This window comes from Bradyrhizobium sp. IC3195 (assembly GCF_020193585.1).
Taxonomy (GTDB): Bacteria; Pseudomonadota; Alphaproteobacteria; order Rhizobiales; family Xanthobacteraceae; genus Bradyrhizobium; species Bradyrhizobium yuanmingense.
Map to the genome: position 1 here is coordinate 1 of NZ_JADYVG010000026.1, position 24,590 is coordinate 24,590.

Annotated in this window: 17 protein-coding genes; 6 read left to right on the top strand and 11 right to left on the bottom strand. The window is 62.1% G+C overall.

Features of this window, described 5'->3' with window-relative positions:
* Window positions 1–101 precede the first annotated feature (101 nt).
* From I6F09_RS32355 to I6F09_RS32395, 9 genes are all read right to left on the bottom strand, one after another.
* Entirely contained in the window at window positions 102–2,030 is a 1,929-nt protein-coding gene (locus I6F09_RS32355; RefSeq protein WP_225143643.1) for an AAA family ATPase, read from the bottom strand.
* 2 nt (window positions 2,031–2,032) lie between these two features.
* The gene (locus I6F09_RS32360) at window positions 2,033–3,265 is read right to left on the bottom strand and encodes an exonuclease SbcCD subunit D (RefSeq protein ID WP_225143645.1); all 1,233 of its coding nucleotides are present in this window, start codon (window positions 3,263–3,265) and stop codon (window positions 2,033–2,035) included.
* Between the two features lie 5 nt (window positions 3,266–3,270).
* Complete coding sequence (locus tag I6F09_RS32365; RefSeq protein WP_225143647.1) at window positions 3,271–5,397, bottom strand: DUF87 domain-containing protein; 2,127 nt, start codon at window positions 5,395–5,397, stop codon at window positions 3,271–3,273.
* A 7-nt stretch (window positions 5,398–5,404) separates the two neighbouring features.
* Complete coding sequence (locus I6F09_RS32370; RefSeq protein WP_225143649.1) at window positions 5,405–6,709, bottom strand: SIR2 family protein; 1,305 nt, start codon at window positions 6,707–6,709, stop codon at window positions 5,405–5,407.
* A gap of 74 nt (window positions 6,710–6,783) precedes the next feature.
* The gene (locus I6F09_RS32375) at window positions 6,784–7,704 is read right to left on the bottom strand and encodes a nucleotidyl transferase AbiEii/AbiGii toxin family protein (protein WP_225143651.1); all 921 of its coding nucleotides are present in this window, start codon (window positions 7,702–7,704) and stop codon (window positions 6,784–6,786) included.
* Window positions 7,694–8,314, bottom strand: coding sequence for a type IV toxin-antitoxin system AbiEi family antitoxin domain-containing protein (locus I6F09_RS32380; protein WP_225143653.1), 621 nt, complete (start codon window positions 8,312–8,314; stop codon window positions 7,694–7,696). The genes I6F09_RS32375 and I6F09_RS32380 overlap by 11 nt, the downstream gene beginning before the upstream one ends.
* 210 nt (window positions 8,315–8,524) lie before the next feature.
* The gene (locus I6F09_RS32385) at window positions 8,525–9,244 is read right to left on the bottom strand and encodes a DCL family protein (RefSeq protein WP_225189855.1); all 720 of its coding nucleotides are present in this window, start codon (window positions 9,242–9,244) and stop codon (window positions 8,525–8,527) included.
* On the bottom strand, window positions 9,245–11,728 hold the full coding sequence (locus I6F09_RS32390; protein WP_225143656.1) for an AAA family ATPase: 2,484 nt from the start codon (window positions 11,726–11,728) through the stop codon (window positions 9,245–9,247).
* Window positions 11,721–11,948, bottom strand: a complete 228-nt coding sequence (locus I6F09_RS32395) for a hypothetical protein (protein ID WP_225143658.1) — start codon at window positions 11,946–11,948, stop codon at window positions 11,721–11,723. Before I6F09_RS32395 ends, I6F09_RS32390 begins: the two co-directional genes overlap by 8 nt.
* A gap of 247 nt (window positions 11,949–12,195) precedes the next feature.
* Between I6F09_RS32395 and I6F09_RS32400 the strand changes: the two genes are divergently transcribed.
* Both I6F09_RS32400 and I6F09_RS32405 read left to right on the top strand, forming a co-directional pair.
* Entirely contained in the window at window positions 12,196–13,389 is a 1,194-nt protein-coding gene (locus I6F09_RS32400; RefSeq protein WP_225143660.1) for a DUF932 domain-containing protein, read from the top strand.
* Window positions 13,390–13,562: 173 nt separating this feature from the next.
* Window positions 13,563–15,707 carry a ParB/RepB/Spo0J family partition protein gene (locus I6F09_RS32405; protein ID WP_225143663.1) on the top strand — a complete coding sequence of 715 codons (2,145 nt, stop codon included), beginning with the start codon at window positions 13,563–13,565 and terminating at the stop codon, window positions 15,705–15,707.
* A gap of 40 nt (window positions 15,708–15,747) precedes the next feature.
* Here the strand turns inward: I6F09_RS32405 and I6F09_RS32410 are convergent, their stop codons facing one another.
* Entirely contained in the window at window positions 15,748–16,236 is a 489-nt protein-coding gene (locus tag I6F09_RS32410; protein WP_225143667.1) for a hypothetical protein, read from the bottom strand.
* Window positions 16,237–16,416: 180 nt separating this feature from the next.
* On the opposite strand from I6F09_RS32410, the gene I6F09_RS32415 reads away from it, so the two are divergent.
* The 3 genes from I6F09_RS32415 to I6F09_RS32425 all read left to right on the top strand — a co-directional run bounded on the left by I6F09_RS32415 (window position 16,417) and on the right by I6F09_RS32425 (window position 23,067).
* Window positions 16,417–20,748: a strawberry notch family protein gene (locus I6F09_RS32415; RefSeq protein ID WP_225144986.1), complete on the top strand. Its 4,332-nt coding sequence runs from the start codon at window positions 16,417–16,419 to the stop codon at window positions 20,746–20,748.
* On the top strand, window positions 20,748–21,809 hold the full coding sequence (locus I6F09_RS32420) for a toprim domain-containing protein (protein WP_225144987.1): 1,062 nt from the start codon (window positions 20,748–20,750) through the stop codon (window positions 21,807–21,809). The genes I6F09_RS32415 and I6F09_RS32420 overlap by 1 nt, the downstream gene beginning before the upstream one ends.
* A gap of 328 nt (window positions 21,810–22,137) precedes the next feature.
* The gene (locus I6F09_RS32425) at window positions 22,138–23,067 is read left to right on the top strand and encodes a DUF2493 domain-containing protein (RefSeq protein WP_225172856.1); all 930 of its coding nucleotides are present in this window, start codon (window positions 22,138–22,140) and stop codon (window positions 23,065–23,067) included.
* A gap of 75 nt (window positions 23,068–23,142) precedes the next feature.
* On the opposite strand, the gene I6F09_RS32430 is transcribed toward I6F09_RS32425, so the two are convergent.
* Window positions 23,143–23,811 carry a hypothetical protein gene (locus I6F09_RS32430; RefSeq protein ID WP_225144989.1) on the bottom strand — a complete coding sequence of 223 codons (669 nt, stop codon included), beginning with the start codon at window positions 23,809–23,811 and terminating at the stop codon, window positions 23,143–23,145.
* Between the two features lie 295 nt (window positions 23,812–24,106).
* On the opposite strand from I6F09_RS32430, the gene I6F09_RS32435 reads away from it, so the two are divergent.
* A complete protein-coding gene (locus I6F09_RS32435; protein ID WP_225144990.1) occupies window positions 24,107–24,547 on the top strand; it encodes a hypothetical protein in 441 nt (146 codons plus the stop codon).
* The last annotated feature ends 43 nt before the right edge of the window (window positions 24,548–24,590 follow it).

Below are 24,590 nucleotides of genomic sequence, written 5' to 3' on the forward strand. Positions count from 1 at the left end.
GATATCTCGCAACGCCGAAGCCCACAGCGTCAGCGTATCTTCAACTGACGCGCCACCAATCATCAGATCCCGAATCATGGTCGCCCATGGATTCAGAACCTTCAGGAAGATGCAACTGTAATGCTAGCAGCTATTTCGTTCAGCGCGCTTGGATGCGCAAGATGGGGATGGTCGGTGCTGCCGCACACCGGGCAGGCCAAATTTGGAGCCAGCAGGCTGCGCAGATGAATGGCCTCAGATGAGACCGCCTCGTCGGCGAGCTCTGCGATCGGAACAATTTCCGTACGCGCGGTCCGATCGCGGAGCTGGTCCGCTTCAGCTTCAACGATCTGCCCTTTTGCTGTACTTACCGCCTGCGCCGCCAGCGTGTGTTCCGATGCTCGTCGTGCTAGATCTGCCGATGCCCGAGTATACTGGTCGGAGACGGTACTAGCCTCGCGCAGAGCCTCGAGCGCGCGTTGCAGGTCGATGTCTCGTTCGTGGAGCGTCGCCTCATCGATGCCGGCGAGACTGGCTCTACGATCACCGATTTCACGACTTAAGCCATCCTTTCGCTCGCGATCCTGGGTGAGCTTCTCCAGCAGCGCAGTTATTTCATTTTGCGACAGCGTAGCTGTTTCTTCCGTTGCAGCGGCCGCCTGCCTGGCTGCAGCGTGCTCCTGTTGGAGCGCTCCTCGCTTCGCTAACAAGTCCATCGCATCGCCAAGACGATCAGCAAGAAGAACGCGATCCGATCGGCTGTTTAATTGCGCCGCAGTGGTGCGGTACGATTCTGATGTTCGACCGAGAGTCTCATCAATCGTTGCCAGCGCATCGGCCTTCTCGCGCAGTGTCGCTTCCGCCTGCTGTGATTTTTCCAGCGTATCAATAAACTCAGTCCGAGCTGCCGCCAGCTCAGTGTCGAGCCTTTCGGCTTCGCTCCAAAGGGGACCAAAATTCTTGAGGACCTGTTCTGCCGCTGCGTTGGCGGTTATCGCGTCCGCCAGTTGCGTTGTAGAGTCCGAGTGTAGTTTCTGCGCTTCCTCGCGTGCAACAAGCAAACCGTCGAGGCGGGTTTGGGCCTCCGCTGCCGTCCGCCGTGCATTTTGCAAGTCGCCTGCTAGGGAACGAAGCGGCTCGACAAGATCGAGTTCGGCAAGAGATTGATACTCATCAGCGGCTGCCTCGCGCGCCGCGTGCGCTGCGACCGCTTGAGCCTCAGCCCGTGCGAGGTCGCTGCGGGCGGCGGCGACGCGCTTGAAATGATCTAACCGCCCGCTGTGTTGATCGCGCTCCGCGCCTTTCTGTGCAATGGTTGAAGCAAGCTGCCTCTGCTCGTCCAGCAGCGCCTGCCTGGCTTCGTCATCAAGAAGCCCGATGTCGTCTCGACGCCGCTCCAATTGCTCGACAATTCTTCGTCGTGCGTCCGTTCCATCGTGAACGCGGACCGAGATCGCTGCGTAGATTTCAGTACCGGTGATCTTCTCCAGCAATTCTGCGCGCTCGCTCTCGGCGGCGAGCAGGAAAGCGTCGAACTCGCCCTGTGCGAGGAGCACCGTTCGCCGGAACTGGTCGAATGTGAGGTCGGTTCTCCTCTCCACCGCCTCACGGACCTGAGTCTTACCAGTCGCCACCGCGCTGCCGTCGTCGAGTCGATACAACGAACGCTGCTCATTCTGCAGCCGCCCATTTGCACGCCCTCGAGCCCGATTGGCCTCCCAGCGGACGCGATAGCGCTCGCCGTCCTGCCCAACGAAATCCACCTCGGCATATCCGCTGCCGGCGTCTCGGCGCAGGATCGCCCGGCCATCATGAATTGAAATCGCCTCCCCACTGGGATCGGGCGCATTCTCCCGTCGACCGACGGAGACTCGTGGATACTCGCCATAGAGCGCGAGGCAGAGCGCGTCGAGGATGGTCGATTTTCCGGCGCCGGTCTCGCCAGTGATGGCAAAGAGGCCGGAACCTGCAAGAGGTTCTGCGGCAAGATCGATCTCGAAAGGAGCACCAAGACTTGCCAGATTCTCGCCGCGGATAACCAAGATCCGCATGGCTATGTCTCCGCCTGTGCGCGGTGGAAGACATCGAGATGCGTGGCATCCGGGGCTACGCCGAAGGTGCGCTCAAATGCGAGCTTGAACAGATCCTCCGGATCTCTTTCCGCAAGGCGGATCATAGGATCGGCGGAAGTCACGTCGTTTGACGCCTCGGGTATTGCCGCGACACGGGTGTCGACGATGCGCGCCGGAAAGCTCTCCGCAATGCGGTCGACCTCCTCTCTGAACCCGGGCGATAACCCTTCTCTGGCAAGCCTGATCTGGACGAATGGCTGTTCATGAAGCGGCAGGTCCGATGAGAGGTTCATTGCCGTCAGATGATCACCAAGTTCGCTCAAGCGCATATCTTCCGCCTCAGGAAGGCGGACGAAGGCAACTGGCCGGTCGATCGGGATATGTTCGGATAGAACCGTTGTTCCGTCGAGGCTCACAAGAGTGACCCCGTGCGCGTAAGGCATCTCCGTCGCCGACAAGGGGATCAGTGAACCAGAATAGCGGACGGTATCACGACCGATGGCCTGAGCCTTATGCAAGTGGCCAAGCGCCACGTAGCTCGCTTCCGCCGGGAACACGTCGTGCGGCACAGCATGCTGGCCACCAACTAGAATTCTGCGCTCCGCGCCTTCCGACTCAATGCCGCCCGCAACATGGAGGTGTCCCGTCAGGACGAACGGTAGACCATCCATAGGTCCCCGTAACGTGTCGACCAATTCGGCATAGAGGCTCCGCACGCCAGCGATGACGGGCGAGCCTACTTCACCATCGAGCCGCGTCAAATTCGGAAGGCAGGCTGCGGTTGGGTAGGAGACTGCAAGCACATGAGCAGCTACCGAACCGCTTGCATCAGCGATGGGAACGAGATGACGGGCCGCCTCGACTCGCCCTTCGCGCCGCCGCACATTGCCCACGACACGGATGTTGAATGTCTCCAACAGAGGCCGCGGCGCTTCCAACCGACCAGCTGCATCATGGTTGCCAGCAGCGATCACCATAGCCATGCGCGGATGCGCGCGGCTGAGCCGCACGAGCGTATTGTAGAAGAGCTGTTGCGCTTCCCCGGAGGGGTTTTGGCTGTCAAACACGTCGCCGGCGATGACGAGGGCATCGACATCCCGCTCCACAACGATCTCTTCGAGCCGCTCGAACACCCTGCGGTGCTCGTGCTCCCGAGAGAACCCGCGTAGAGTTTGACCGATATGCCAATCAGCCGTGTGAAGGATACGGATCATTGTCTTTATTCCGCCGGATCTTGCACCGGAGGAGCGCCCGACCATTCTTCAGAGATTGCGCCCCAACCGACGCCACGCTCCTCGGTCAGCGTCCACACCTTCCAGAAATCCGGGTCCGCCGACTGCGGTCGCTGCGCATCGGGCAATTCATCGACCTCAACTAGCACCGGGATCGGCGCTGCCCAGCCCAAGAGAACCGCCTGGCGGGACGGAAGACTCGGCAGTTCGCGCAGCAGTCCCCCGACGTTGTCTGGGACAAGACGGGCTACGAGGTTCTGGTCGGAATCGTTGACGATTCGATGCAACAGAAATGTGTTGCACTGCGCGAGAACCGTTGGAGAAAGCTCCGACGGTCGCTGCGACGACAGGACTAAGCCCAATCCAAATTTTCGACCTTCGCGAGCGATCCGCTCGAACGCTTCGCGGCAGAGCCGGGATGCTGAAACAATATTTGCGTCATCCCCACCACCCCCGCCGCGCACGAACGTGTGCGCCTCTTCAAGCACTAAAACCGTTGGAAGTGCCTTGCCCTGAGCATGTTGCTTTCGATATCTCTGAGATGCCTCAAAAACCAGTCTCGCGAGGACGGCAATTACGATGTGAGTGGTTTCCGAGGGTACCAGCGACAGATCCACAATCGCAACTTGACCGTTTTCAGCGTTAGACATTCCGAGCAAGCCCGAGAGCCAATTCTCGAGAGTCGGCGGGTTCTCGGGCGCTATCACTTGCGCGAGCTGCCGATCGGCCAGCATTGAGCGTATTCGCAATGTTAGTGTAGCAATAAAGTTCGCGACGTTCGGGTTTGCTGAAGTGTCTGCCGAAAGGGCTTCGACATGGTCGGCAATTTTCCGAACATCAAATGGCGAGGGAGCGTCTTCGCTGATTTCTTCTTCAGCCGCTACCGGTGGCAGAGCCTGCTCGATAAGATCAAATAACGGAAGAAAAGCGCCAAATTCCGCGGCATTTGGCGCGTTGTAATAGAAGCGTTGGTTTTGATTATTCCAAACCGCGTGTGCGTCGAAGAAGGCCTTTGCGGCGGTCGCCAAGGTATCAAGATGTGCGCTTGCCAAATCTGCGGCCGGGATACGCCCATGAAAGTCCCGCATCACTTCCGATAGGTTCTTGTACGCTTGGCAGCAGCCGAGCAGCCCAACATAATCTGTGTAAGATGCGCCCGTACCATCGGCGATATATGCGAGAATGCGAGACCGATAGAGACGAACTTGCCTTACTATACCAACGTGGATGGGCTCCCGGAGTGTTCGCCCTGCACGCAAATTTCTCAGAGCTTGCATAAGCAGCGGTCGCTGCGCTCCCGGCTGGGCTTGGGTGACTGCGCCCCATTCATGGCTGTTCCACATCCACGCCGGCAGTGTTAGTGGGTTGTGCTGGTCTCCAGGCTTGAAGACACGCACCCTATCGGGCAGATCGGTAAACGCCCGAGCATATTCACCATTGGGATCTAACACGATGAAACGCATGTTCGGCATTTTGGTCGAATCACCAATTGCCTTGCTAGCTGCTTCCATCGACCACCGAATGAGTCCGGCAACCGTGCAGGACTTTCCACTGCCGGTGTTGCCCAAGACGGCGAGGTGGCGCCCAAACAACTTATCTGGGTCCACCATGATCGCCGCATTTGCTGCCATTGGCGACGAGCCAATTCTAACTCTCTTGTCGTCGGCTCGCGCTCCGACAATGGCTTCGATCTGTGCCGACGTCGGTATTAAGACCTGATCCCCGACCGATGGAAATGCGACGACGCCGCGGGTGAGTTCGTATTTGGTCGTTCCCGAGCTGCGTTCGCGCCGGAAGGTGAGGGTTCCGACCGGGGATAGCGACATTTTCCGAAGCGGAAACGGCAGATCGATCAGGCCGAAATCTTTGAGCCCAGCGCGCTTCGGATAGGGAGAGCGCTCGATGCCAATCCAAGTGATGTAGGCAACCGTCGCTCCAGCTTCGTTAGGGATAAGTACGTATCCGTTCAGACGTGGAAACCCGGCCGGTACGCCGGTATTCAATGCCGTGGAGTGCGGAGCATCCAGCTCGAGAAGCGCCCGAACCTCATCAGGCGCGACCGACTCGACCACACCTACCACAAGACCTGACAAACGTTCGATTGGAGTCGTCATGATCGCCTCACGCCACGCCAATTGAGGACGCCGGAGGCGGTACCGCTGGCGGATCGCTGGCTTTCGGATCGCCCGGACGATGCTTCAACAGTTCGGTCATGCGGCCGGATATGTAGTCGAGCGCCGGTTTTGGCAGATAGTTTGCGACTAGTGTTTGAAGGTCAGAGAAATGAGGCCCGATCATCAACGAGACCTGCGCATTGCGCGTCTTTTCTACGAATGCTTTGAGGCGATCGTCGGCCGAATAGGCCATAATCACCAAATGGGTCGACGGGATCGTGAGCATATCGAGCAGCACTCGATTGACATGATCGTCGCCGAACCCATAGCCGTAGGTCACGACAACGACGTTAGGTCGGCAAGCTGCGGCCGCAAAATCGCGAAAGAGCTCCGCATATGGATATTGCGTTGTTTCGACGTCCTTCGCAGGATTGGGGTAGATCATGACCGTATCGACGGGTTCTTTGGGAATGTCGGTATGATCCGCAGGCGCTCCGAATGGGATGCCCTTGCGATAGATTCGCCGTTCGTCCTTATCAAAAAACCAGTCCAGTGAACCATGGAGCTTAGTCAGGCGAATGACGCCCTCCATGAACCGCGGCTCTCCCCGAATGCCGGGTGGATTGTAGTGGACATCAACTTCAACGCGCGATGCTCGGAAGACCGGGTTCAGGGCACCGACGAATCTATCTATGATCCGAAGACCTGCAAAATCGCAACCATGTTCGATCAGGCGGTCGTAGTTTGTTGTGAAGATGTGCAAACGTTCACGAGATGCAGCGCGGCTCGCAAAACTCAGCAGGAATGATTGCAGAGCACCTTGGGCAGCATCTTTCGATGCGGGATCCTTTCCAGCAACAATCCCGCTTTCCGTCTTCAATAATGAAGTGAGAAAGCCAGACATCTGGGCGTCGATGCCCTTCTTGAGGGTTTGTTCTGCTCCCTTGTCGATGACTCCCAGCCCCTCAAGCAGAGCAAGCGCACTTCGAAACTGATCTTCGATGTTTGCCGCACCTCTTTTCATCGCCGTTGCTCCGGCCTGGGCGTGCGCATCGATCGCGGCGTCATATGACGTGCCAAATGTAACCTTGGCCATGCCTGTGGTCCCTACGCCCGCCAGGTAACCAACCGCTGTGGTGAACCCGCTGCCGAGCAGCAGGTTGAGGTGCTCTGCTTGGAAGACAGCAGAGAGCCACGGCTCGATATGCTTTCGAGCACTATTGGTCAGGGTGTCTAGTTCATCTGGGTCAGTGGGCAGATCGTGCCAGGCGCCTGAGTGACTGCCTACGCGATAAAAGTGCTTCTTATCCATACTTCCCCCAACCGCGATCGCGGCTCTTTTCTCCATCAATCGCGCCATGCGGAACGAAGTAAATTATCATCCCGCTATGCCTCATCGATTGCTGCTCCCGGCGACCATGGCCCGCTCGGCGGCCAAATTCGTTCTTCTTTCGATCCGACAACCAGCGGCATCAAGAAGAGGCGGAGATCGGCGACGGTAACGGCAAAAGCATTCGGTGCGGCTGCCATCCGATCGCGCCCGAGGAAGGCGTGCCACTGAGCAGCCCATGCTTCCGCAAATTCATCGGTCAGACCGATCGGGACAACGGATGGGAGGACCGTTCCGCGACGCTCGAAGGTCCGCTGAATTGCCTCGGCAACAGCGGCCCGGCGAAGTTCGAATGTTCGGGAGATTACCCAGAGATCATAGAAGTCCTTGAGCCGACTGTTGGCGACGCCGAGCGTCACGAGCGCTTCGAATTTCTCAGCCACCACTGTTTCGACCGGATATGCGCGAAGGTGCGGCGTTGGGGCGTCCAGCAGGGTGGGATAGTCGATCTCGACGGCCGCGGGTGTAATGGCGTCGCCGAAACCGATGTCGACCTGGATCGGAATTCGCGCCCCGGCGATAGTTGCCGTTGTGCGGACCCGCACGCCACCATATTCCAGCTCCTCACGAATCGGGGTCGCCATCAGCGCTGCGACATCAAACGTCACACCGTCATCGACAACCGGCTGCGCACAAATGGCCCGGAAGGTTTCGGCAATGGCTTCGGAGTCGCGGTCGCCGTGGCCAAGCAGATCCAGATCGCGCGTAGGCCGAAACGGATCGGCTATCCAGGTCACGAAGAGCATCGCACCTTTGAGGATGAAGCGGTCGCGGTGCGTCGACGCGCTTAGCCGGTAGAGCAGACGCTCGAGCGCATATCGCGTCAGGAGGATCTGGAAATCCGATCGCTCGGCACGTGCCCGATCGAGGAGCCGCGCTCGCACTGATGCGCCGATGTTGCGAGGCTCACGCGCCATCGGACACCATTGCTTCGACGTAGGGACTCATGACCGACCAGACCCGCACCTTGCGTGCGTAATGCCAGAGTTGATCCGGCTTGCATCGGCGACGGCGGAGGCCTTCGCGCAGACCCTCCATCGCGACGTCAAGGCCGATCTTGGTCCGGTAGCGAAAGCAATCGACAATTGTCCTCGCCGGATCCGTGATAGGAACGTCGACATTCTCAATGCGGTGACGCTCGACCCCTTCGGTAAGCGCCGATCCGGTGAATCGCACGAACCGGATAGGTGGATAATCGATCTTGGGTCGCCAGGCGGCGCGATCGATCGCCATCCATACAGCCGACGGCATCTGCAGCGTCAGTTCGTGGTATTGGAGGGCCGAGGTAAGGCAGACCACACCCTTTGGAACCAGGACTGCTGCCTCAGCGAGGGTATGGGCAGCCTCGAGGTGGGCGTCGGGGAGTTGATAGAGGCCACGCGCTGGGCGGACGACTGCCTCCTCCCGAACAAGACGGGCAAGCGTCTCCGGGCCGATGCCTTCGGCGACGAAATCCTTCAGCCGGAGCATTCCTCGGGTCTTCAGGAGGTCGAGCGCACGAAGTCGCTGGGCGCTGGTGGACGGCATGGAGTGTGACGTTTCCTCTGATCTGGAAATATATAGCAGAGGTTTTATCACAAGGTGGTTGGCTTGGGAATGCCCGAATCCTCGGCCATCCCCGTCCTTATTCGAAGCTTGACCGAGAGGTGTCGGACGACGACATGGTCGCCGACCTAATATTTTCTTAGTGCCCGATGAGACGGGAACGCGCGGCGAAGCTCTCATGACCGGCAGTCGCTATCCTGTCAGGGTAATCCGGCCATCCTTCAGCCGATGCCGACTGGCTTGTGCCAGATTGACCGTATTCCGCACGAATTCGAGCCGCGCAATCCCAGCGTGGTAGGCTCGAAACGCCTCGCTCAGGGCATTATCCGTCACCTCAGGCGAGACTTGATCATCCTTGCCTGTCGTGAGCGGCACATCGTCGAGTGATAGCCCGCGCCCGCAAAGAAACGTCCTCACGATGACCTCGAAGGTCATCGGTGGACGGTGATCCATATGCGCCTCGTCCCGCGCGATGCGTTCGCCTGTCACGGCGCAAGAAACCAGACCGTCAGAACCGCTGTGGATGGCGAAGAAGTTATCGCGGGCCTTGTAGAGATTGAAGCGCACCGCACGTCGAAAGGCTTGGGCGACCTCCTGCTTATGGCTGGGTGGTCGCTGGGAGATGCAGTGCGGATAGGAGAAATCCGTGCCGCTGCCGTCGGTGCGGATGATCCGGAAGCATTGCGTCCCATGCTCGGTCATCATGACCTGAAAATGGCTGACGCCACAGCCCACCTTGGCAACATATTCGGTGTGGCGTTCGAGAAGAGCGGCAACGTCGAGGCCATCCTCATCGCTCACTCGCTCACCGGGCTGGTAGCGGTTCAGCATGGCCTTGAAGAACGCCGTTGCGTCGCCTTGCTTCTCGAAGCTGCGTGTCGCCAGCTCGACGGGTTTCGAACGCCCCGCCATTCAAGCCGCCCCTGCTGGTGCTGCCGCAAACTCGAACTGCGCCTCGCAGCCATTATGCGCACATACCGGCTTTTTGAGAGTAAAGGGTCGCTGGAATTTCGTTCGACTGCACTTCTTGCAGGCAAACTGGCTGCGGAAAGTCTTAAACTCCTCCCAGCGCGCTTTCTCGTCACCAATCGAACCGTCGCCATAGGGCCCGTCCTGGAAGTGGCTGCCGAAATTTTCGATCTCGCCCTTCACCAAACTGTCGAGGAAGCGATTGTTGACGCCCGGCACCAGCGCTGGCACCAGCTTGGCATCCTTAAGCAGGCCGGCGAGCGCAGAGGCCAATTCGCTGCGTTCGTAGGAATAGGCCCTCTCCAGCGGTCGGATGCGGACGCTGACCCCGAAATCCCGACAGATGCCGAGAAGCCACTCCTCCTCCGCCTGGCGCATCTCGTTGGCCGCCGACTGGCCCGCTGCCCAACGCGCCTCGATCATCTCATCGCTGACCTTGTGATCAGCGAAACGCGGCCCGTAGGCCGGATCGAGGCCAATGATCCGGGTGAAGTGCCACGCTTTCGCCTCGAGCTGATCCTTCAAATAATTGAAGAACCGCTCGTCGTGCGTGGTGATCAGGATCTGGCAGTCTCCGAACATGGTGGCGATGAGTCCGGCAATGGTGCGCCTATGATCCGCATCGTAGGAGGTAACGATGTCGTCGAGCGCGATGATGGGCGCGCCTGCATTAAATTGCTTGATTGCCGCCATGCGCAACGCCAGCGCCACCGAATGGATCTGGGAGTCGCTCAAATAGCCACCCGGCTGCACGCCCGTGCGGTTCTTGGCGAAATCGATCAGCAGGTTGAGCCGCTGTTGGTTCGTGTCATCTTCCGCCGGCAGCTCCAACCGGATTGACGCGGCGCTCGCGCCCTGGATCCGCTTGTAGATGTCGTTCATCGGCCTCTGAAGCTTGTCGAGCAGAGCTTGCACCTTCTTGCGGATCTCGGCCGAGATTATCGTCGCCTGCGCCGTCAACGCGTCAGAGAGTTTCCCCAGCTGAGTTCGCGTCCGCAGGGCGAGGTCCCGCTCGCTCTGTAGCTCCAGCAGCCGATCGATCTTCGTCTTGGCTTTGATATAGGTGTGGTCGCCTTGCTTCGACTCGATGTCGACGATGGCCTGATCGAGCATAGCGAGCAGCTTGGCGATCGAGGTAACGATATCGGCCGAGGCCGGCACGGCAGCCTGAGGCCAGCCGGCGATGCCAGTTTGATATGCGATGAGATTGGCTTTCAGTTTCGCTTCATCGTCGCCAAGGAGGCCAATAAGCCCCGGTAACGCCGCCACCAATTGGGTATGAGCTTTGGTCGCCGCGGTCTTGGCTGTGTCGAGCACCTTCTTGGCGGCGGCATAATCGGCCAGCTCTTCCAGATGCTTGGCGATATGTCCTCGGATGGCCCCGGCACTGCCCGCCGCCGTGTCGGCTACGGGCGTTTCACAGACTGGGCATACAGCAGGCGCCGGTACACCTTCGGCGAAAAGCGGCTCTGCGGCTTTCCACAAAGCCTGAAACATGGTGCTCGCCGCCTTGCCGCGCTCCTCCGCTTCCTCCGCGACGGCGGCCGACAGCGCCCCCAAGGCCGCATCAAAGGTCGGAATCGCGCCGCTGACGACGGTCTTGCCGCTCTCCGCGTCCGTTACCTCCGACCACAAAGCGGCCGCCGCATTGCTGATCTGACGCAGGCCTGCAAGCCCTATCTTGTTCTCTTCGGCCTTGGCTCGCACTTTCAGCTCGATATAGGCCGGATCACCAGCCGTCAGCGCCACCAGCACTAGCGCCGCGTCGAGCGGGGCCAGGACCGACGTGTTGGCGTAAGCGAGGATCTCCACCGAATCCCAAGCTTTCACCACCTGGGCCGTCTCCCGAGCAAGCTGGGTGTCTGCACGCTGTAGTGCCGTGCCGTCCTCTGAGGCAGCCTTCACCTGCGTGCGCAGCGCGCGAATATTCTTCTGCACCTCGACCAGCGGGCCAAGCTGCAGCCAATTGGCGACATCCGTGTAGCGCTGTTCGGGCGTATGGATTTCGACGAACGTGCGCAGCGCATGCCCGCGGATGATCGGCGGCACCGCGAAGCAGGCGTTCAAAGTCGCGGCCACCGCCGGTATCGGTCGCTTCGCCCCCGCCGCCGCTCGGCTACCGTTGGTGGCATCCTTGCCCGAAACGACGCCAATCGTGACCGCCGGAGCGATCTTCGCTTCCTCCGACAGATTGTGCGCCATTGCGACGGGGCCGGCCTGGTTGTTGATAGTGCGCTGCCCGAGCCTTTCGAGTGTGCCATCCTTGGAGAACATGAATTCCAGCGCATCGATGACACTGGACTTGCCGCTGCCATTCGGCGCGAAGATCGCTAGGCAACGCTTCTTGCTGAAATCGAATGTCTTTGGTTGGAGATACGCGCGGAATCCAGAAAGTCCCAGGGACTGGAGGAAGTAAGGGTCAGCCATTGGCCACCTCCGGTTTTGGAGGATTGGCACGTTCGCCTGCGAGTTTCAGGATGGCATCCTTGGCCTGAGCGACGGCGTTCTGAGCGGGCGCCGCCTTCAGGATGTACGTCTTCAGGATCTCCGCTAGGCCGGCATCGACACCTTCTCTTTGCTTCAGGCTTTCTCCCAATGTCGTAAGAAATGCCTCCGGCGAATCCGCCGGCTCTGCTTCACCTTCCACGCATGTAGCCCCCAGTTGTTTGCTTCTGACAATACACCGCGACTAACCAAAGGTGAATGACGCTTCCCTTGAAACTACGTGCCTTTATGGGGAAAGCTTTCCCCTGCGGCCGAGCCGAGGTCTCGGCCGACCCCTTCTGCGGGGAGACCCCGCAACGCCCCCGCAGAGTGAGAGTTTGGAAGGGATTTCCGTGACGGGTTGAGTGCCGAGAGAGAGGCTCACGGCGCCCGTCATGGAGTCTAACCCCATGAACATGAAGGTTCTCGATGCCCGCCGTGACATGAGCGGCGGATACAAGGTGGATGTCAGCCGCGGCGACCGGATCGGCCGCGTTTCCTCCGAGTGGTTTTCGCGTCCGGCCGACGAGCGTTACCTCTCGCTCTCCGAACTGGCGGACTCGGTACGCGGTCGGTCGGAGCGCAGCCGGACGCGCGTGGTGGAAACCGCGCTCATCCATGTCGAGGCGAGCCGGACCGACCCGGAGCGGTTGTCTCTTATCTTGCCCGGCTCTGACACGCCGATTGCACCGACCCACTGGAGTTTCGGCCAACTCGCCAGCCTGGTCGGAGCGCCAGCGGCCTACCTCCGGCAGCTTCCGGCACCGCTGGCCGGCATCAATCTGCAGTACGGGCTGACCTCCCATTCCGCCGAGCAGGTGAAGACGCTCGAGATCGAAGACGGTCGCGTTGAGCTTCGCGCCGTTACGGGCCCCGAATACGGGCGAATCTTTGACGACGAACTTGTGGCGGCCGTTCAGCGCATCGCGGGCAACGGCACAGGCGACACGCGCTGGAAGGTGCCGGGTGTCCTCAACTGGACAACCGGCGTCTATAACCCGCGCGTCGACATCACCCAGGACACAACGACCCTCTACGCTTCCGATCGAGACGTTTTCCTCTTCCTGGTCGACGACCTCAACCCAATCGAGGCCGGGCGGCTTCCCGACGGTTCGCCCGATCTCTACTTCCGTGGATTCTACTGCTGGAATTCCGAGGTGGGCGCGAAGACGCTCGGCATGGCGAGCTTCTATCTCCGCGCCGTCTGCCAGAACCGCAATTTATGGGGCGTGGAAGATTTCGAGGAGATCACCATCCGCCACTCCAAATACGCGGCCTCACGCTTTGCCCAGGAGGCAGCGCCGGCGCTGGCCAGCTTTGCCAATTCCTCACCGATGCCCTTCATCAACGGCATCAAGGCGGCCCGGGAGAAGGTCGTCGCCCGCACCGACGACGACCGCAGCGAGTTCCTGCGCAAGCGCGGGTTCTCTAAGGCCGAGACAGCGAGGATCATCGAACGGGTGTTGTCTGAGGAAGGGCGCAAGCCCGAAAGCGTGTTCGATTTCGTGCAGGGCATCACAGCGGTTGCGCGCGGCAAGACCCATCAGGACGCACGACTCGATCTCGAGACGCGCGCGAAGAAGTTGCTCGATCGCGCAGGCTGATACCCGGAAAGCCGGAGATACGGAACGGCGTGTCTGGCAGCTTCGTGCCTTTCCGTTCGTACTGATCGTCCATTTGCGGCGCGGCCCTTGAGAGGAAGAGGGCCGCGCTGCGCTTCGTGACGGGTTGGAGGACCAAAGAGAGTCTTTGGGCCGCCCGTCGCGGAGTATCACCTATGGCTAACGTCGTTCAGAAGATCACCCTGTCGTCCTCGCGCGACATTCCCTTCAATAAGCTGGTACTCAGCCAATCGAACGTCCGGCGCGTGAAGGCCGGCATCTCCATCGAGGAGCTGGCCGAGGACATCGCCCGGCGTACCCTGCTCCAAAGCCTCAATGTCCGGCCGGTCCTAAACCCCGAGGGCACCGAGACCGGGATGTTCGAGATCCCGGCCGGCGGACGGCGCTACCGTGCGCTGGAGCTGCTGGTAAAGCAGAAGCGCCTGGCCAAGACCGCGCCGGTGCCTTGTGTCGTACGCGACCCGGCAACCACCATTCTCGCCGAAGACGACTCGCTTGCGGAGAATATTCAGCGCGCGCCACTCCATCCGCTCGACCAGTTCCGGGCATTCCTGGCTTTGCGCGAGAAGGGGCAGTCCGAGGAGGACATCGCCGCTGCCTTCTTCACCTCCGTCAACGTCGTGAAGCAGCGCTTGCGCCTGGCCTCGGTCTCACCCGCGCTGCTCGACGCCTATGCCGAGGACGGCATGTCGCTCGAGCAGTTGATGGCTTTCACCGTCAGCGCAGATCATGGACGCCAGGAGCAGGTCTGGCAGGCCATCTCCGGCGCTTGGCAGAAGGAGCCCTATCAGATCCGCCGCATGCTGACGGAGAAGACGGTGCGCGCCTTTGATCGTCGCGCCATGTTTGTTGGCCTCGACGCCTACGAGGCGGCCGGTGGCGTGGTGCTGCGCGACCTGTTCCAGTCCGACGACGGCGGCTGGCTCGAGGACGTCGCTCTGCTCGACCGCCTGGTCGCTGAGAAGCTGCAGGCAGAGGCGCAAACAATCGCCGCCGAAGGTTGGAAGTGGATCCAGCTCGCGATCGACTTCCCCTACGGCCATACTCGGGGCTTGCGCGAGCTGGACGGCGTACCCGCCGATCTCACCGCCGAAGAGCAGGCGGCCATCGAGGCGCTCAAAGCCGAATATGCCAAGCTCGAAGCCGAGCATGACGGCGCGGATGAGCTTCCCGACGAGGTTGACCAGCGACTTGGCGAAATTGAGACGGCTCTCGCTGTTTTGAACGATCGACCCGTCATCTATCAGCCCGCCGACATCGCCCGCGCGGGCGTGTTCGTCGGCATCGACGCCGAAGGCAAGCTCTTGGTTGATCGCGGCTACGTCCGACCCGAGGATGAAGTGCCCGTGTCCGAACCAGAGCAGGGCAGGGGCAGCGAACCCGATGCCGCGGCCCTGGACGGCGACGAACCATCAGCGCCCGTTGTCCAGCGCGCCGTCATCACCATCGGCGGGCAGGTCGCGGATCCCGAGGACGAGGACGACGATGCGGTGAAGCCGCTGCCGGACCGCCTGCTGACCGAGCTCACGGCAGAGCGGACGCTGGCGCTACGCGACAAGCTGGCGATCACGCCTTCGGTCGCTTTCCAGGCGGTGCTGCACAAATTCTGCCTGGACGTGTTCTCCCGCTATTCCTCCTTTGGGACGGCGATGGAGGTCTCCGTGCGCAGCGTCAGCTTCCCCGTGCAAGCGCAGGGCCTGAAGGACACACCGGCGGCCAAGGCCATCGACGCGCGCCACAAGACGTGGGAGGAGCGCCTGCCCAAGGACAAAGCCGGTCTTTGGGACTGGCTCACCAGGCTGACGGGCGACGAGCAGGCGGCGCTCTTTGCGCACTGCGCCTCATTCGGCGTCAACGCGCTCTACGAGAAGGGCGACCGCTACGGCGGCGGCGCCACCCCGCACGCCGTCGAGCAGCGGATCGCGGATGCCGATCGCATCGCCCTCGCCGTCGACCTCGACATGGTGGCGTCCGGTTGGCGACCGACCGTCGAAAACTATCTCGGCCGGGTGCCGAAACGCCGCATCCTCGAGGCGGTGCGCGAGGGTGCCGGCGAGCGGGCCGCCCAGCTCATCGACCATCTGAAGAAGGGCGACATGGCCAAGGAGGCCGAACGCCTCCTGGCCGAGACCGGCTGGCTGCCCGAGCCCCTGCGAATGGCCGATGCCGACCAGGCGGCGCCCGGCGACGCCGCGGAGTCCGAGGGCGATGACGAAGCGCTTCCGGAATTCCTCGCCGGGGACGACGAGGAAACTCCGGCCGATCAAGCGGACGAGTCGCGCATGCTCGCCGCCGAGTAGAAGCACTGGCTGGGGCGACGAGGTTCGCCCCAGCCTATTTTTATGCGCTGCGAGCCACCCGTGGCTGCACCCGCAAGCCGTCGATCCAGATCGCGATCCGGCCGACGGCCACGAGGCCGGAGGTTTCCGCCACGAAGCGCCGTACCGCCCGCGTGCTGCTGACTTCGAAGCGATGTCGATAGCCTTGGGTTACGGCGCGATCGGTAAAGCCTTTCAAAGCAGCAAACCCTGCCGCTTCCTGAATCTCGAACTGAACCCTCCAGCGCGTGCGTCGCGGCCGAACATCATCGAGCACTTCGACGCTGATGCGGTGCTTGCTCCCGCTGCGAACGGTGACCGGTTCGATCTTCTTGGTGGGAAACCTCAAGATTAGAGCCATCAAATCCTCCTTCGTTGTGTGAAGCGGTTCGATGGTCTTGTCGGGGCCCGTGAACCGCATGCCGAGACCCGCGCCCTGCGCAAACGCGCGGGGGCAGGTCAGCGGCAGCCTGTTGACCAGGCCGTTCAGCTCTTGAGGCTCGCACCACAAGCGGTTCTTGCTGCGCGAACGCGCAGCGACCCTGACGCAGCAGAGATAAGTTCCTGGCCGCAACGTTTCAAGGCATCGGGCAGAGAGTGAGAGAGGGGCCGGGAAGGATTTGAGCCGGTCCGGTCCGAGAGGAGAGCGCCGCCGGCTCGCTCCCTCTCGCTCTCCTTAAGGCTTCCCCTCATGAACCACCTTTTCTCGATCGCGGCCGACGAGGCCGCCCCGATCTCGCCTGCGCGCGCGCCCGAGGGCGTCAGCGTCATCATCGCTGCGGCTGAGCAGCTTCTCCCTCATCTTGAGCATGGTCGACGCATCGACGCCGCAATCCTGCGCGCCGTCATGGAAGCGGCCTTCGGCGCATCCGATGCGACGGGCGCGTGGGATTGGAAGACGGCCTATGACGTTTGTGAGGTCGCCACCGTCCTGTTCCTGCGCAAATACGGAAAGGCGCTCTTCCGCAAAGCCGCTTCTCCGGCTTCACGACTTTCCGCCTTGGGCAAGATCGCGGAGCTTCTGCCGACCCACACGCGCCGCTCTGCCGAGAGCGAGACTTTCCAGCAATTCTCGACTCCGATTCCGCTCGGCCTGGCTGCGCTGACCGCGGCCGCCATTACGCCGGCGGATCGCGTGCTGGAGCCGTCCGCAGGCACAGGGCTGCTCGCCATCCTAGTCGAGATCGCCGGCAGCAAGCTCGTGCTGAACGAACTGGCCGAGACCCGCGCCATGTTGCTCTCCTCCCTCTTTCCGGCCATTTCCGTCACGCGCTTCGACGCGGCTCAAATCGACGATCACCTCGATCCCACGGTGGTCCCGAGTGTCGTGCTGATGAACCCGCCCTTCTCGGCGATGGCAAACGTCTCCGGCCGCATGGCCGACACGGCGTACCGTCACATCGCCTCGGCCCTGGCGCGTCTCGCCGAAGGCGGCCGGCTGGTCACGATCACTGGCGCAAACTTCTCACCCGAAGCCTCAGCCTGGCGCGACGCCTTCGCCCGATTGCAGGAACGTGGCCGGGTGGTGTTCACCGCCGCGATCGCCGGCGCGGTCTATGCCAGGCACGGCACCACGATCGAGACGCGCCTCACCGTCATCGACAAGGTGCCTGCCGATGACCCGAACGGTTTCCCGGAGTCGCCGGGAATCGCGCCCGACGTCGCGACGCTGCTCCGTTGGATCGGCGAACACGTTCCACCTCGCCTGAGCGTCGCATCAACCGGTCTGCTCCCCGTATCAACCGCGTCAGCGCCTCGCACCGTGCGCGGCTATCTGGCACGGGCGGCCGGGCAGACGGCCAAGCCGTCGGTCGCCGACCCCGAAGCGGTTGACCTCGTCTATGAGACGACAGATTGGGCGCCGCCCGAGGGCGCGCGCCTCAGCGACGCTATCTACGAGGAATACCGTCTCCAATCCATCCGGATCCCCGGCGCGCAGGCGCACCCGACCAAGCTGGTGCAGTCGGCCGCGATGGCCTCGGTCGCACCGCCGAGGCCGAGCTACAGGCCCCAGCTGCCGGCCAACCTCGTCAGCGACAGCATTCTCTCCGACGCCCAGCTTGAGACGGTCATCTATGCCGGCGAGGCGCATGGTGACTATCTCGCCGGCGCCTGGACGGTTGACGAGACCTTCGACCTTGTCACGGCCGCCCGCGATGATGCGCCGAACGCCGTTCGCTTCCGTCGAGGTTTCATGCTCGGCGACGGGACCGGTGCCGGCAAGGGTCGCCAGTCCGGCGGCATTATCCTGGACAACTGGCTGCAGGGTCGGCGCAAGGCGGTCTGGATCTCGAAGTCCGACAAGCTGCTCGAGGACGCGCAGCGCGACTGGTCCGCGCTCGGCATGGAGCGTCTGCTGGTCACGCCGCTCTCGCGCTTCCCTCAAGGGCGCGACATCCCCTTGGCCGAAGGTATCCTATTTTTAACCTACGCTACGCTGCGGTCCGACGACCGCGGCGAGAAGCTTTCGCGCGTCCGGCAGATTGTTCAATGGTTGGGCTCCGACTTCGACGGCGTCATCATTTTCGACGAGAGCCATGCCATGCAGAATGCCGGCGGCGGCAAGGGCGAGCGGGGCGACGTCGCACCCTCGCAGCAGGGGCGTGCGGGCTTGCGCCTGCAGCATGCGCTGCCCAATGCCCGCGTCGTCTATGTCTCGGCGACCGGCGCCACCACGGTCCACAATCTCGCCTACGCCCAGCGCCTTGGCCTCTGGGGCGGCGAGGATTTTCCGTTCGCCACGCGTGCGGAATTCGTCGAGGCGATCGAGGAGGGCGGCGTCGCGGCGATGGAGGTGCTCTCGCGCGACCTTCGCTCGCTCGGCCTCTACACTGCTCGCTCGCTTTCCTACGACGGCGTCGAGTACGAGCTCGTCGAGCACCAGCTCACCGACGAGCAGCGGCGCATCTACGACGCCTATGCCGGAGCCTTCAGCGTCATCCACAATCACCTCGACGCGGCAATGCAGGCCGCCAACATCACCGGCGAGACCGGCACGCTCAATCGTCAGGCGAAGTCCGCCGCGCGCTCGGCCTTCGAATCGGCCAAGCAGCGCTTCTTCGGCCATCTGCTCACCAGCATGAAGACGCCGACCCTGGTCCGCTCTATCGAGCGGGACTTGGCCCAGGGCCATGCCGCGGTCATCCAGATTGTCTCGACCGGCGAGGCGCTGATGGAGCGGCGGCTTGCCGAGATCCCGACCGATGAGTGGAATGACGTGCGCGTGGACATCACCCCGCGCGAGTACGTGCTGGATTACCTCGCCCATTCCTTCCCGGTTCAGCTCTATGAGCCCTTCACCGACAGCGAGGGCAATCTCTCATCCCGGCCTGTCTTCCGCGCCGGCCAACCCGTCGAGAGCCGCGAGGCCGTCGCCCGCCGCAATGAGCTGATCGAGCACCTCGCTTCGCTTCCGCCCGTTCCCGGCGCGCTCGACCAGATCGTGCAGCGTTTCGGCACGGACATCGTGGCGGAGGTGACCGGACGCTCGCGGCGCGTGGTGCGCAGGGGTGACCGCCTTGCCGTCGAGAACCGTTCAGCCTCCGCCAATCTCGCCGAGACCGCTGCCTTCATGGATGACGTGAAGCGCGTGCTTGTCTTCTCGGAGGCTGGCGGTACGGGTCGCAGCTACCACGCCGAACTCTCGGCGCGTAATCGCCGGCTTCGCGTCCATTATTTGCTCGAGCCGGGCTGGAAGGCCGATGCCGCGATCCAGGGGCTCGGTCGAACCAACCGCACCAACCAGGCGCAGCCGCCTCTATTCCGCCCCATCGCGACCAACGTGAAGGCGGAGAAGCGGTTCCTCTCGACCATTGCCCGCCGGCTCGACACGCTCGGTGCCATCACGCGCGGCCAGCGCCAGACCGGCGGCCAAGGTCTGTTCCGGCCCGAAGACAATCTTGAGAGCCACTACGCCCGCGATGCGCTGCGCCAGCTCTACCTGCTGCTCGCGCGCGGCAAGCTAGAAGACTGCTCGCTCCAGACCTTCGAGGACGCCACGGGCTTAAAGCTAGTGGACGACAACGGCATCAAGGACGAGCTGCCGCCGATCACGACGTTCCTCAACCGCCTGCTCGCGCTCACCATCGACCTGCAAGGTCTGCTGTTCACGGCCTTCGAGCAGTTGCTGAACGCCAAGGTCGAGGGCGCCATCGCCAGCGGCGTCTACGACGTCGGCCTGGAGACACTGCAGGCCGACAGCTTCGTCGTCGCCGATCGGCACCCGATCTACACGCATCCCGCGACCGGGGCAGAAACCCGGCTGCTCACGATCACGGAACGCCGGCGCAATCGCCCCATGACGCTGGATCAAGCGCTCGATCATCTCGCCGATGCTCGCGCGGTGCCGCTGGTCAACGAGCGCTCGGGGCGTGCCGCCGTGCAGATTCCGGCGCCGAGCTTCATGCTCGATGACGGCGAGATCGAACGCCGTGTCCGGCTGATCCGCCCCATGGAGCACCATCATGCTTCGATGAAGATGATGGACGAGAGCCACTGGCAACCCGCGGATCGCGAGACATTCGCCGCAAGCTGGAACGCTGAAGTCGTCGACGTCCCCGAGTTCGCTGAGAGCACCCTCCACATCGTCGCTGGCTTGCTGCTACCGATCTGGAAGCGCCTTCCGAACGAATCGACCCGGGTTTATCGGCTTCAGACCGACGAGGGCGAACGCATCATCGGTCGCAGGGTCTCGCCGGTCTGGGCGGCGAATGCTTGCGCGACCGCGACCTGCAGTTTGACCCCACACGAGGCGTTCTCGGCGCTGATGGAGGGACGCACCGTCCTTAACCTCGCCGAGGACCTGCAACTCCGTCGCGTCCGCGTGATGGGCGCCCATCGTATCGAGCTGTCCGGCTTCACCGATGCGATGCGTGAGCGGCTGCGCGCGTACGGCCTCTTCAGCGAGATCATCTCGTGGAAGCTGCGCATGTTCGTGCCGACTAACGAGACCGGTGCCGTGGTGCTGGCAAAGGTGCTCGACCATTATCCGGTCGCGCGCGTCAGTGAGCGGGAAGCCGCCTGATGGCTCGCGACAACGCCTCCGAACTGGCTCACCGTCTCGCGCGTGAGGCGGAGGCGGTGTGCCGCCATTATTTGTCCAACGGGCGCCGCCAGGGTCGTTACTGGATGGTAGGTGACGTCCGTAATACGCCTGGTCGCTCAATGTTCGTGCGACTCAAGGAATCGGTGAAGGGACCCGCGGGCAAATGGACCGATGCCGCCTCGGCCGAACATGGCGATCTCCTCGACGTGATCCGCGAGAGCTGCGGTTTCACCAGTTTTCGTGATGTCGCCAATGAGGCGCGACGCTTTCTGAGTCTGCCGCGTTCAGAACAGGAGCCCGAGCCAAATCACCGCCGGTCGCGAAAATCGCCTGTACCCCTCGGATCGCCAGAGGCGGCGCGGCGGCTCTTCGGCATGTCGCGGTCGATCACAGGGACACTCGCAGAAACGTATCTCCGCAATCGCGGCATTGCGGCTTTGCACGAAACTGGAAGTCTGCGCTTTCACCCACGTTGCTACTACCGGCCCGACGACCACAGCCCGACCGAGACCTGGCCGGCGATGATCGCCGCCGTCACCGATCTCTCCGGCCGCCTGACCGGCGCGCATCGCACCTGGCTTGACCCCGAAGGCTTCAGCGAGACGACGCTCGGCAAGGCGCGGATCGACACGCCGAAGCGGGCGATGGGCGACCTGCTTGGTCACGCTGTTCGATTTGGCGTCGCTGGTGAAGTCATGGCAGCCGGCGAGGGAATCGAGACGATGCTCTCGCTCCGCAGCGTCCTGCCGACCATGCCGATGGTCGCGGCCCTCTCGGCGGCGCATCTCTCCGCCATCCTTCTCCCGGACACGCTTCGCCGGCTCTACATCGCCCGCGATGACGATCCTGCCGGTGACGGCGCCATGGCGACCTTGATCGATCGGGCGCAGGAGGCCGGGATCGAGGCAATCGTGATCTCGCCACGGCTTGGCGACTTCAACGAGGATCTTCGCCTGCTCGGATTTGACGCCCTTCGGGCCGCGAGCCGCATGCAGATCGCGGCGCAGGACCTCGCGCGCTTTATGGAGCTGGCGACATAGCCGAAGCGGGAGGAGGGGCGATGCGGCCGCTTCGTCTCAGCGAGGTCGGTGGTCATGCTTCTACTCGGCGGCCGGAGAGAACCGCACCCACGGCCTTCTGAGAGGGCGATCGGGCGGCAAGCGGCCCGGACCGGCAACCTCGTGGGCCGACTATTTTCCGTCGGCGGCAGAGCCGCCTTTACATCGCGAGGCAAAATAGTCGGCCCCCTTCGGTCCTCCGCTCCGCTTCGGCCTTTCGCTTCGCTGCGGGTGCAAGTCCGTTCCGCCTGCCGCCTTCGTCGCCATGAAGGCCGCGATGGGCGCGGTCGATCCGACGAGGGAAGCCGCAATGACCACCGACCGCGACAACGACTTCGAGCCGCACCACAGCTCATCCCCGACCGACCAGGTTCTCCAGGAACTCCAGCTCTATGGCTACCGTGCCTTCCAGGACGAGCCTGATCCGAGGCCGCTCCCCGAAGGTCACATCCTCGCTGGCAGCGTCGCGGACATCTTCGAGGCCTTGGTGGCGGCGCTGTCCGATACCCGTCTCGAGCCAGACCTCGAAGACCTGCTCTGGTCGACAGTGAACGTCTTCCACCGTGCCATCGACAGGGTCGAGCGCGAGCTCGACGTCAACGAGCTGGCGCAGCAGCGCTCGCAGCGGGAGCAGGACGGCAGCGAGATCAAATCCGTCGAGCTGGAGCGACTGACGGCAGAAGGGCAGACGCTGATCGAGCGACGAGGCGCCTTCGAGCTGATGCGCGACCACGCCGCCGATGAGTTCGAACGCCACACCCACTCGAGTTGGTGGCCGCGCAACGGGTCGAAGGTCAACCACCGCAATCTGACCGCCGCGATGATCGATAGCCGCGATTTCCTGGCCGCGAAGAAGCGCGCCGACAACCAGGTGCTCGTGCCGCCCGGCCCGAAGGTCGCGCTGACAGGCGGTCTCGACTTCAGCAACCACCGGCTAATCTGGGCTAAGCTCGACCAGGTGCACGCCAAGCACCCGGACATGGTGCTGCTGCACGGCGGATCCCCCAAGGGCGCCGAGTTGATCGCCGCCAAATGGGCCGATAGCCGCAAGGTCCCGCAGATCGCCTTCAAGCCCGACTGGGCCAAGCACGCCAAAGCCGCTCCGTTCAAGCGCAACGATGCGATGCTCAACGAGCTGCCGATCGGCGTGATGCACTTTCCCGGCACCGGGATCCAGGACAATCTCGCCGACAAGGCCAAGAAGCTAGGCATCCCGGTCTGGAAATTCGGCGGCGCGTGAGCGCCGCCGTACGTTGTCGTGCAGAATTACGCGTGAGCTCAGGGTCCAATCGCGCCATGAAATAGCTAACGGCCTTCAGGCGTCCTCATCATAATAGTACGAGTCATCAACGGCGCCCGATGTCTCCAGCTCCGGCCGCCTATAGCCGATTCGACCGGCCACGCGCTCAAATGTCATCATTGTCGTAAAAGCGATCGAATCCCCGTGGAACGGCTTATCCGGATCGTTCTCTCCATTGAGAGCACCTGAGACATTTGCCACAAGCACATCGTCTCCGACGTTCAGGCTTACTTTGTCGATGTAAAGCTCGTCAAAAAAAGCATTCGTCGTTGCCATCTCACCCGAGAGAGCGTCCTCAATCATCATGGGATCTTCTTGAATGAAGGACACCTCGATATACTCTTCGAGATCTCGGGTGTACCAAACCTCACCTGAAAGGTAGCCGTTTTTACTGAGAAAGCCGGAGAGCTGCGACGCCAGTTCGTCAACATTGGGTAGGCCCACGGGGAGACCGTTGAGCTGCTGCATCCGGTGGTCCATCAAGCGAAGATCAGGTATTAGGATCGCGGCTTCGTCCAAAGCAGAAAGCTGGTATTTGGGTTCGGCCCTTAAAGCCGCTGCGGTGCAATAGCCAAAATACGCAGCCACGATCTCGTGGGCGTGACCTGACCCGAGCTTGCCGCCGGTCGGATTGTTGAACGTCATACGCAGAAAGTCTGCGCAGTCCTTTTGGATGGTAGACATGGCAAATCCTATTCACACCGGCGTCTTAGTGGCAGTCACAAGCGCTTCATGACCACCGCGCGCCGGCAGAATGGTTGCCGTTCGGGTGTTCGATTGGGAAATCGAGATGCCGCCTTTTGGGTCGCTTGCAGCCCAGGCGATCGGCTCCTGACGCTCAATATGGTGACTTTGTCGGTCGCGCGCAACCGGATTTGTGATGATTCCGATTCCTGGCGTTTGCTGCTATACAGCGTTCGCGCCGTGGTGGTGGTGGAAGGCGCGACCGTCAGACCTTTATCTCACGGAGACCACCACCATGATCATCTTTGGACCACTGCTTATCCTAGTTGGCATCGGCTTTTTCTGCTGGCTGCTGTTCACGCTCGCTGTCTTCGCACTGCCCTTCTTCGTCGGCCTGACGATCGGCATCTGGGCCTTCCACACCGGCGCCGGGGTGTTCGGCGGCATCGCAGCAGGGCTCGTGGCGGGCGGTGCAACGATTTGCATTGGCCAACTCGCGCTCGCCTTCGTGCCATGGACTTGGCTTCGACTCTTGATCATCCTCATCTATGTCGCGCCTGCTACCTTCGCCGGTTACAGCGCGACGCACGGAATCGTCCAGATGGGGATATCTTCACCCGCGTGGCAGATGGTTTTCGCAGTCGTCGGGGCTGTTGCCGTTAGCATGACGGCCTTGGTTCGCTTCACCGGGATGGCCGCAGACGAACCAGCGAGACAACGCGTGGCGCGGAGCTGACGTCAGCACTGGGGGCGGGCCCGGCAGGAACCCAGTCAGGCCG

Coding starts and splice junctions, on each gene's coding strand:
- I6F09_RS32355 (WP_225143643.1), bottom strand. CDS start 2,030: ATGCGGATCTTGGTTATCCGCGGCGAGAATCTGGCAAGTCTTGGTGCT.
- I6F09_RS32360 (WP_225143645.1), bottom strand. CDS start 3,265: ATGATCCGTATCCTTCACACGGCTGATTGGCATATCGGTCAAACTCTA.
- I6F09_RS32365 (WP_225143647.1), bottom strand. CDS start 5,397: ATGACGACTCCAATCGAACGTTTGTCAGGTCTTGTGGTAGGTGTGGTC.
- I6F09_RS32370 (WP_225143649.1), bottom strand. CDS start 6,709: ATGGATAAGAAGCACTTTTATCGCGTAGGCAGTCACTCAGGCGCCTGG.
- I6F09_RS32375 (WP_225143651.1), bottom strand. CDS start 7,704: ATGGCGCGTGAGCCTCGCAACATCGGCGCATCAGTGCGAGCGCGGCTC.
- I6F09_RS32380 (WP_225143653.1), bottom strand. CDS start 8,314: ATGCCGTCCACCAGCGCCCAGCGACTTCGTGCGCTCGACCTCCTGAAG.
- I6F09_RS32385 (WP_225189855.1), bottom strand. CDS start 9,244: ATGGCGGGGCGTTCGAAACCCGTCGAGCTGGCGACACGCAGCTTCGAG.
- I6F09_RS32390 (WP_225143656.1), bottom strand. CDS start 11,728: ATGGCTGACCCTTACTTCCTCCAGTCCCTGGGACTTTCTGGATTCCGC.
- I6F09_RS32400 (WP_225143660.1), top strand. CDS start 12,196: ATGAACATGAAGGTTCTCGATGCCCGCCGTGACATGAGCGGCGGATAC.
- I6F09_RS32405 (WP_225143663.1), top strand. CDS start 13,563: ATGGCTAACGTCGTTCAGAAGATCACCCTGTCGTCCTCGCGCGACATT.
- I6F09_RS32415 (WP_225144986.1), top strand. CDS start 16,417: ATGAACCACCTTTTCTCGATCGCGGCCGACGAGGCCGCCCCGATCTCG.
- I6F09_RS32420 (WP_225144987.1), top strand. CDS start 20,748: ATGGCTCGCGACAACGCCTCCGAACTGGCTCACCGTCTCGCGCGTGAG.
- I6F09_RS32425 (WP_225172856.1), top strand. CDS start 22,138: ATGACCACCGACCGCGACAACGACTTCGAGCCGCACCACAGCTCATCC.
- I6F09_RS32430 (WP_225144989.1), bottom strand. CDS start 23,811: ATGTCTACCATCCAAAAGGACTGCGCAGACTTTCTGCGTATGACGTTC.
- I6F09_RS32435 (WP_225144990.1), top strand. CDS start 24,107: ATGATCATCTTTGGACCACTGCTTATCCTAGTTGGCATCGGCTTTTTC.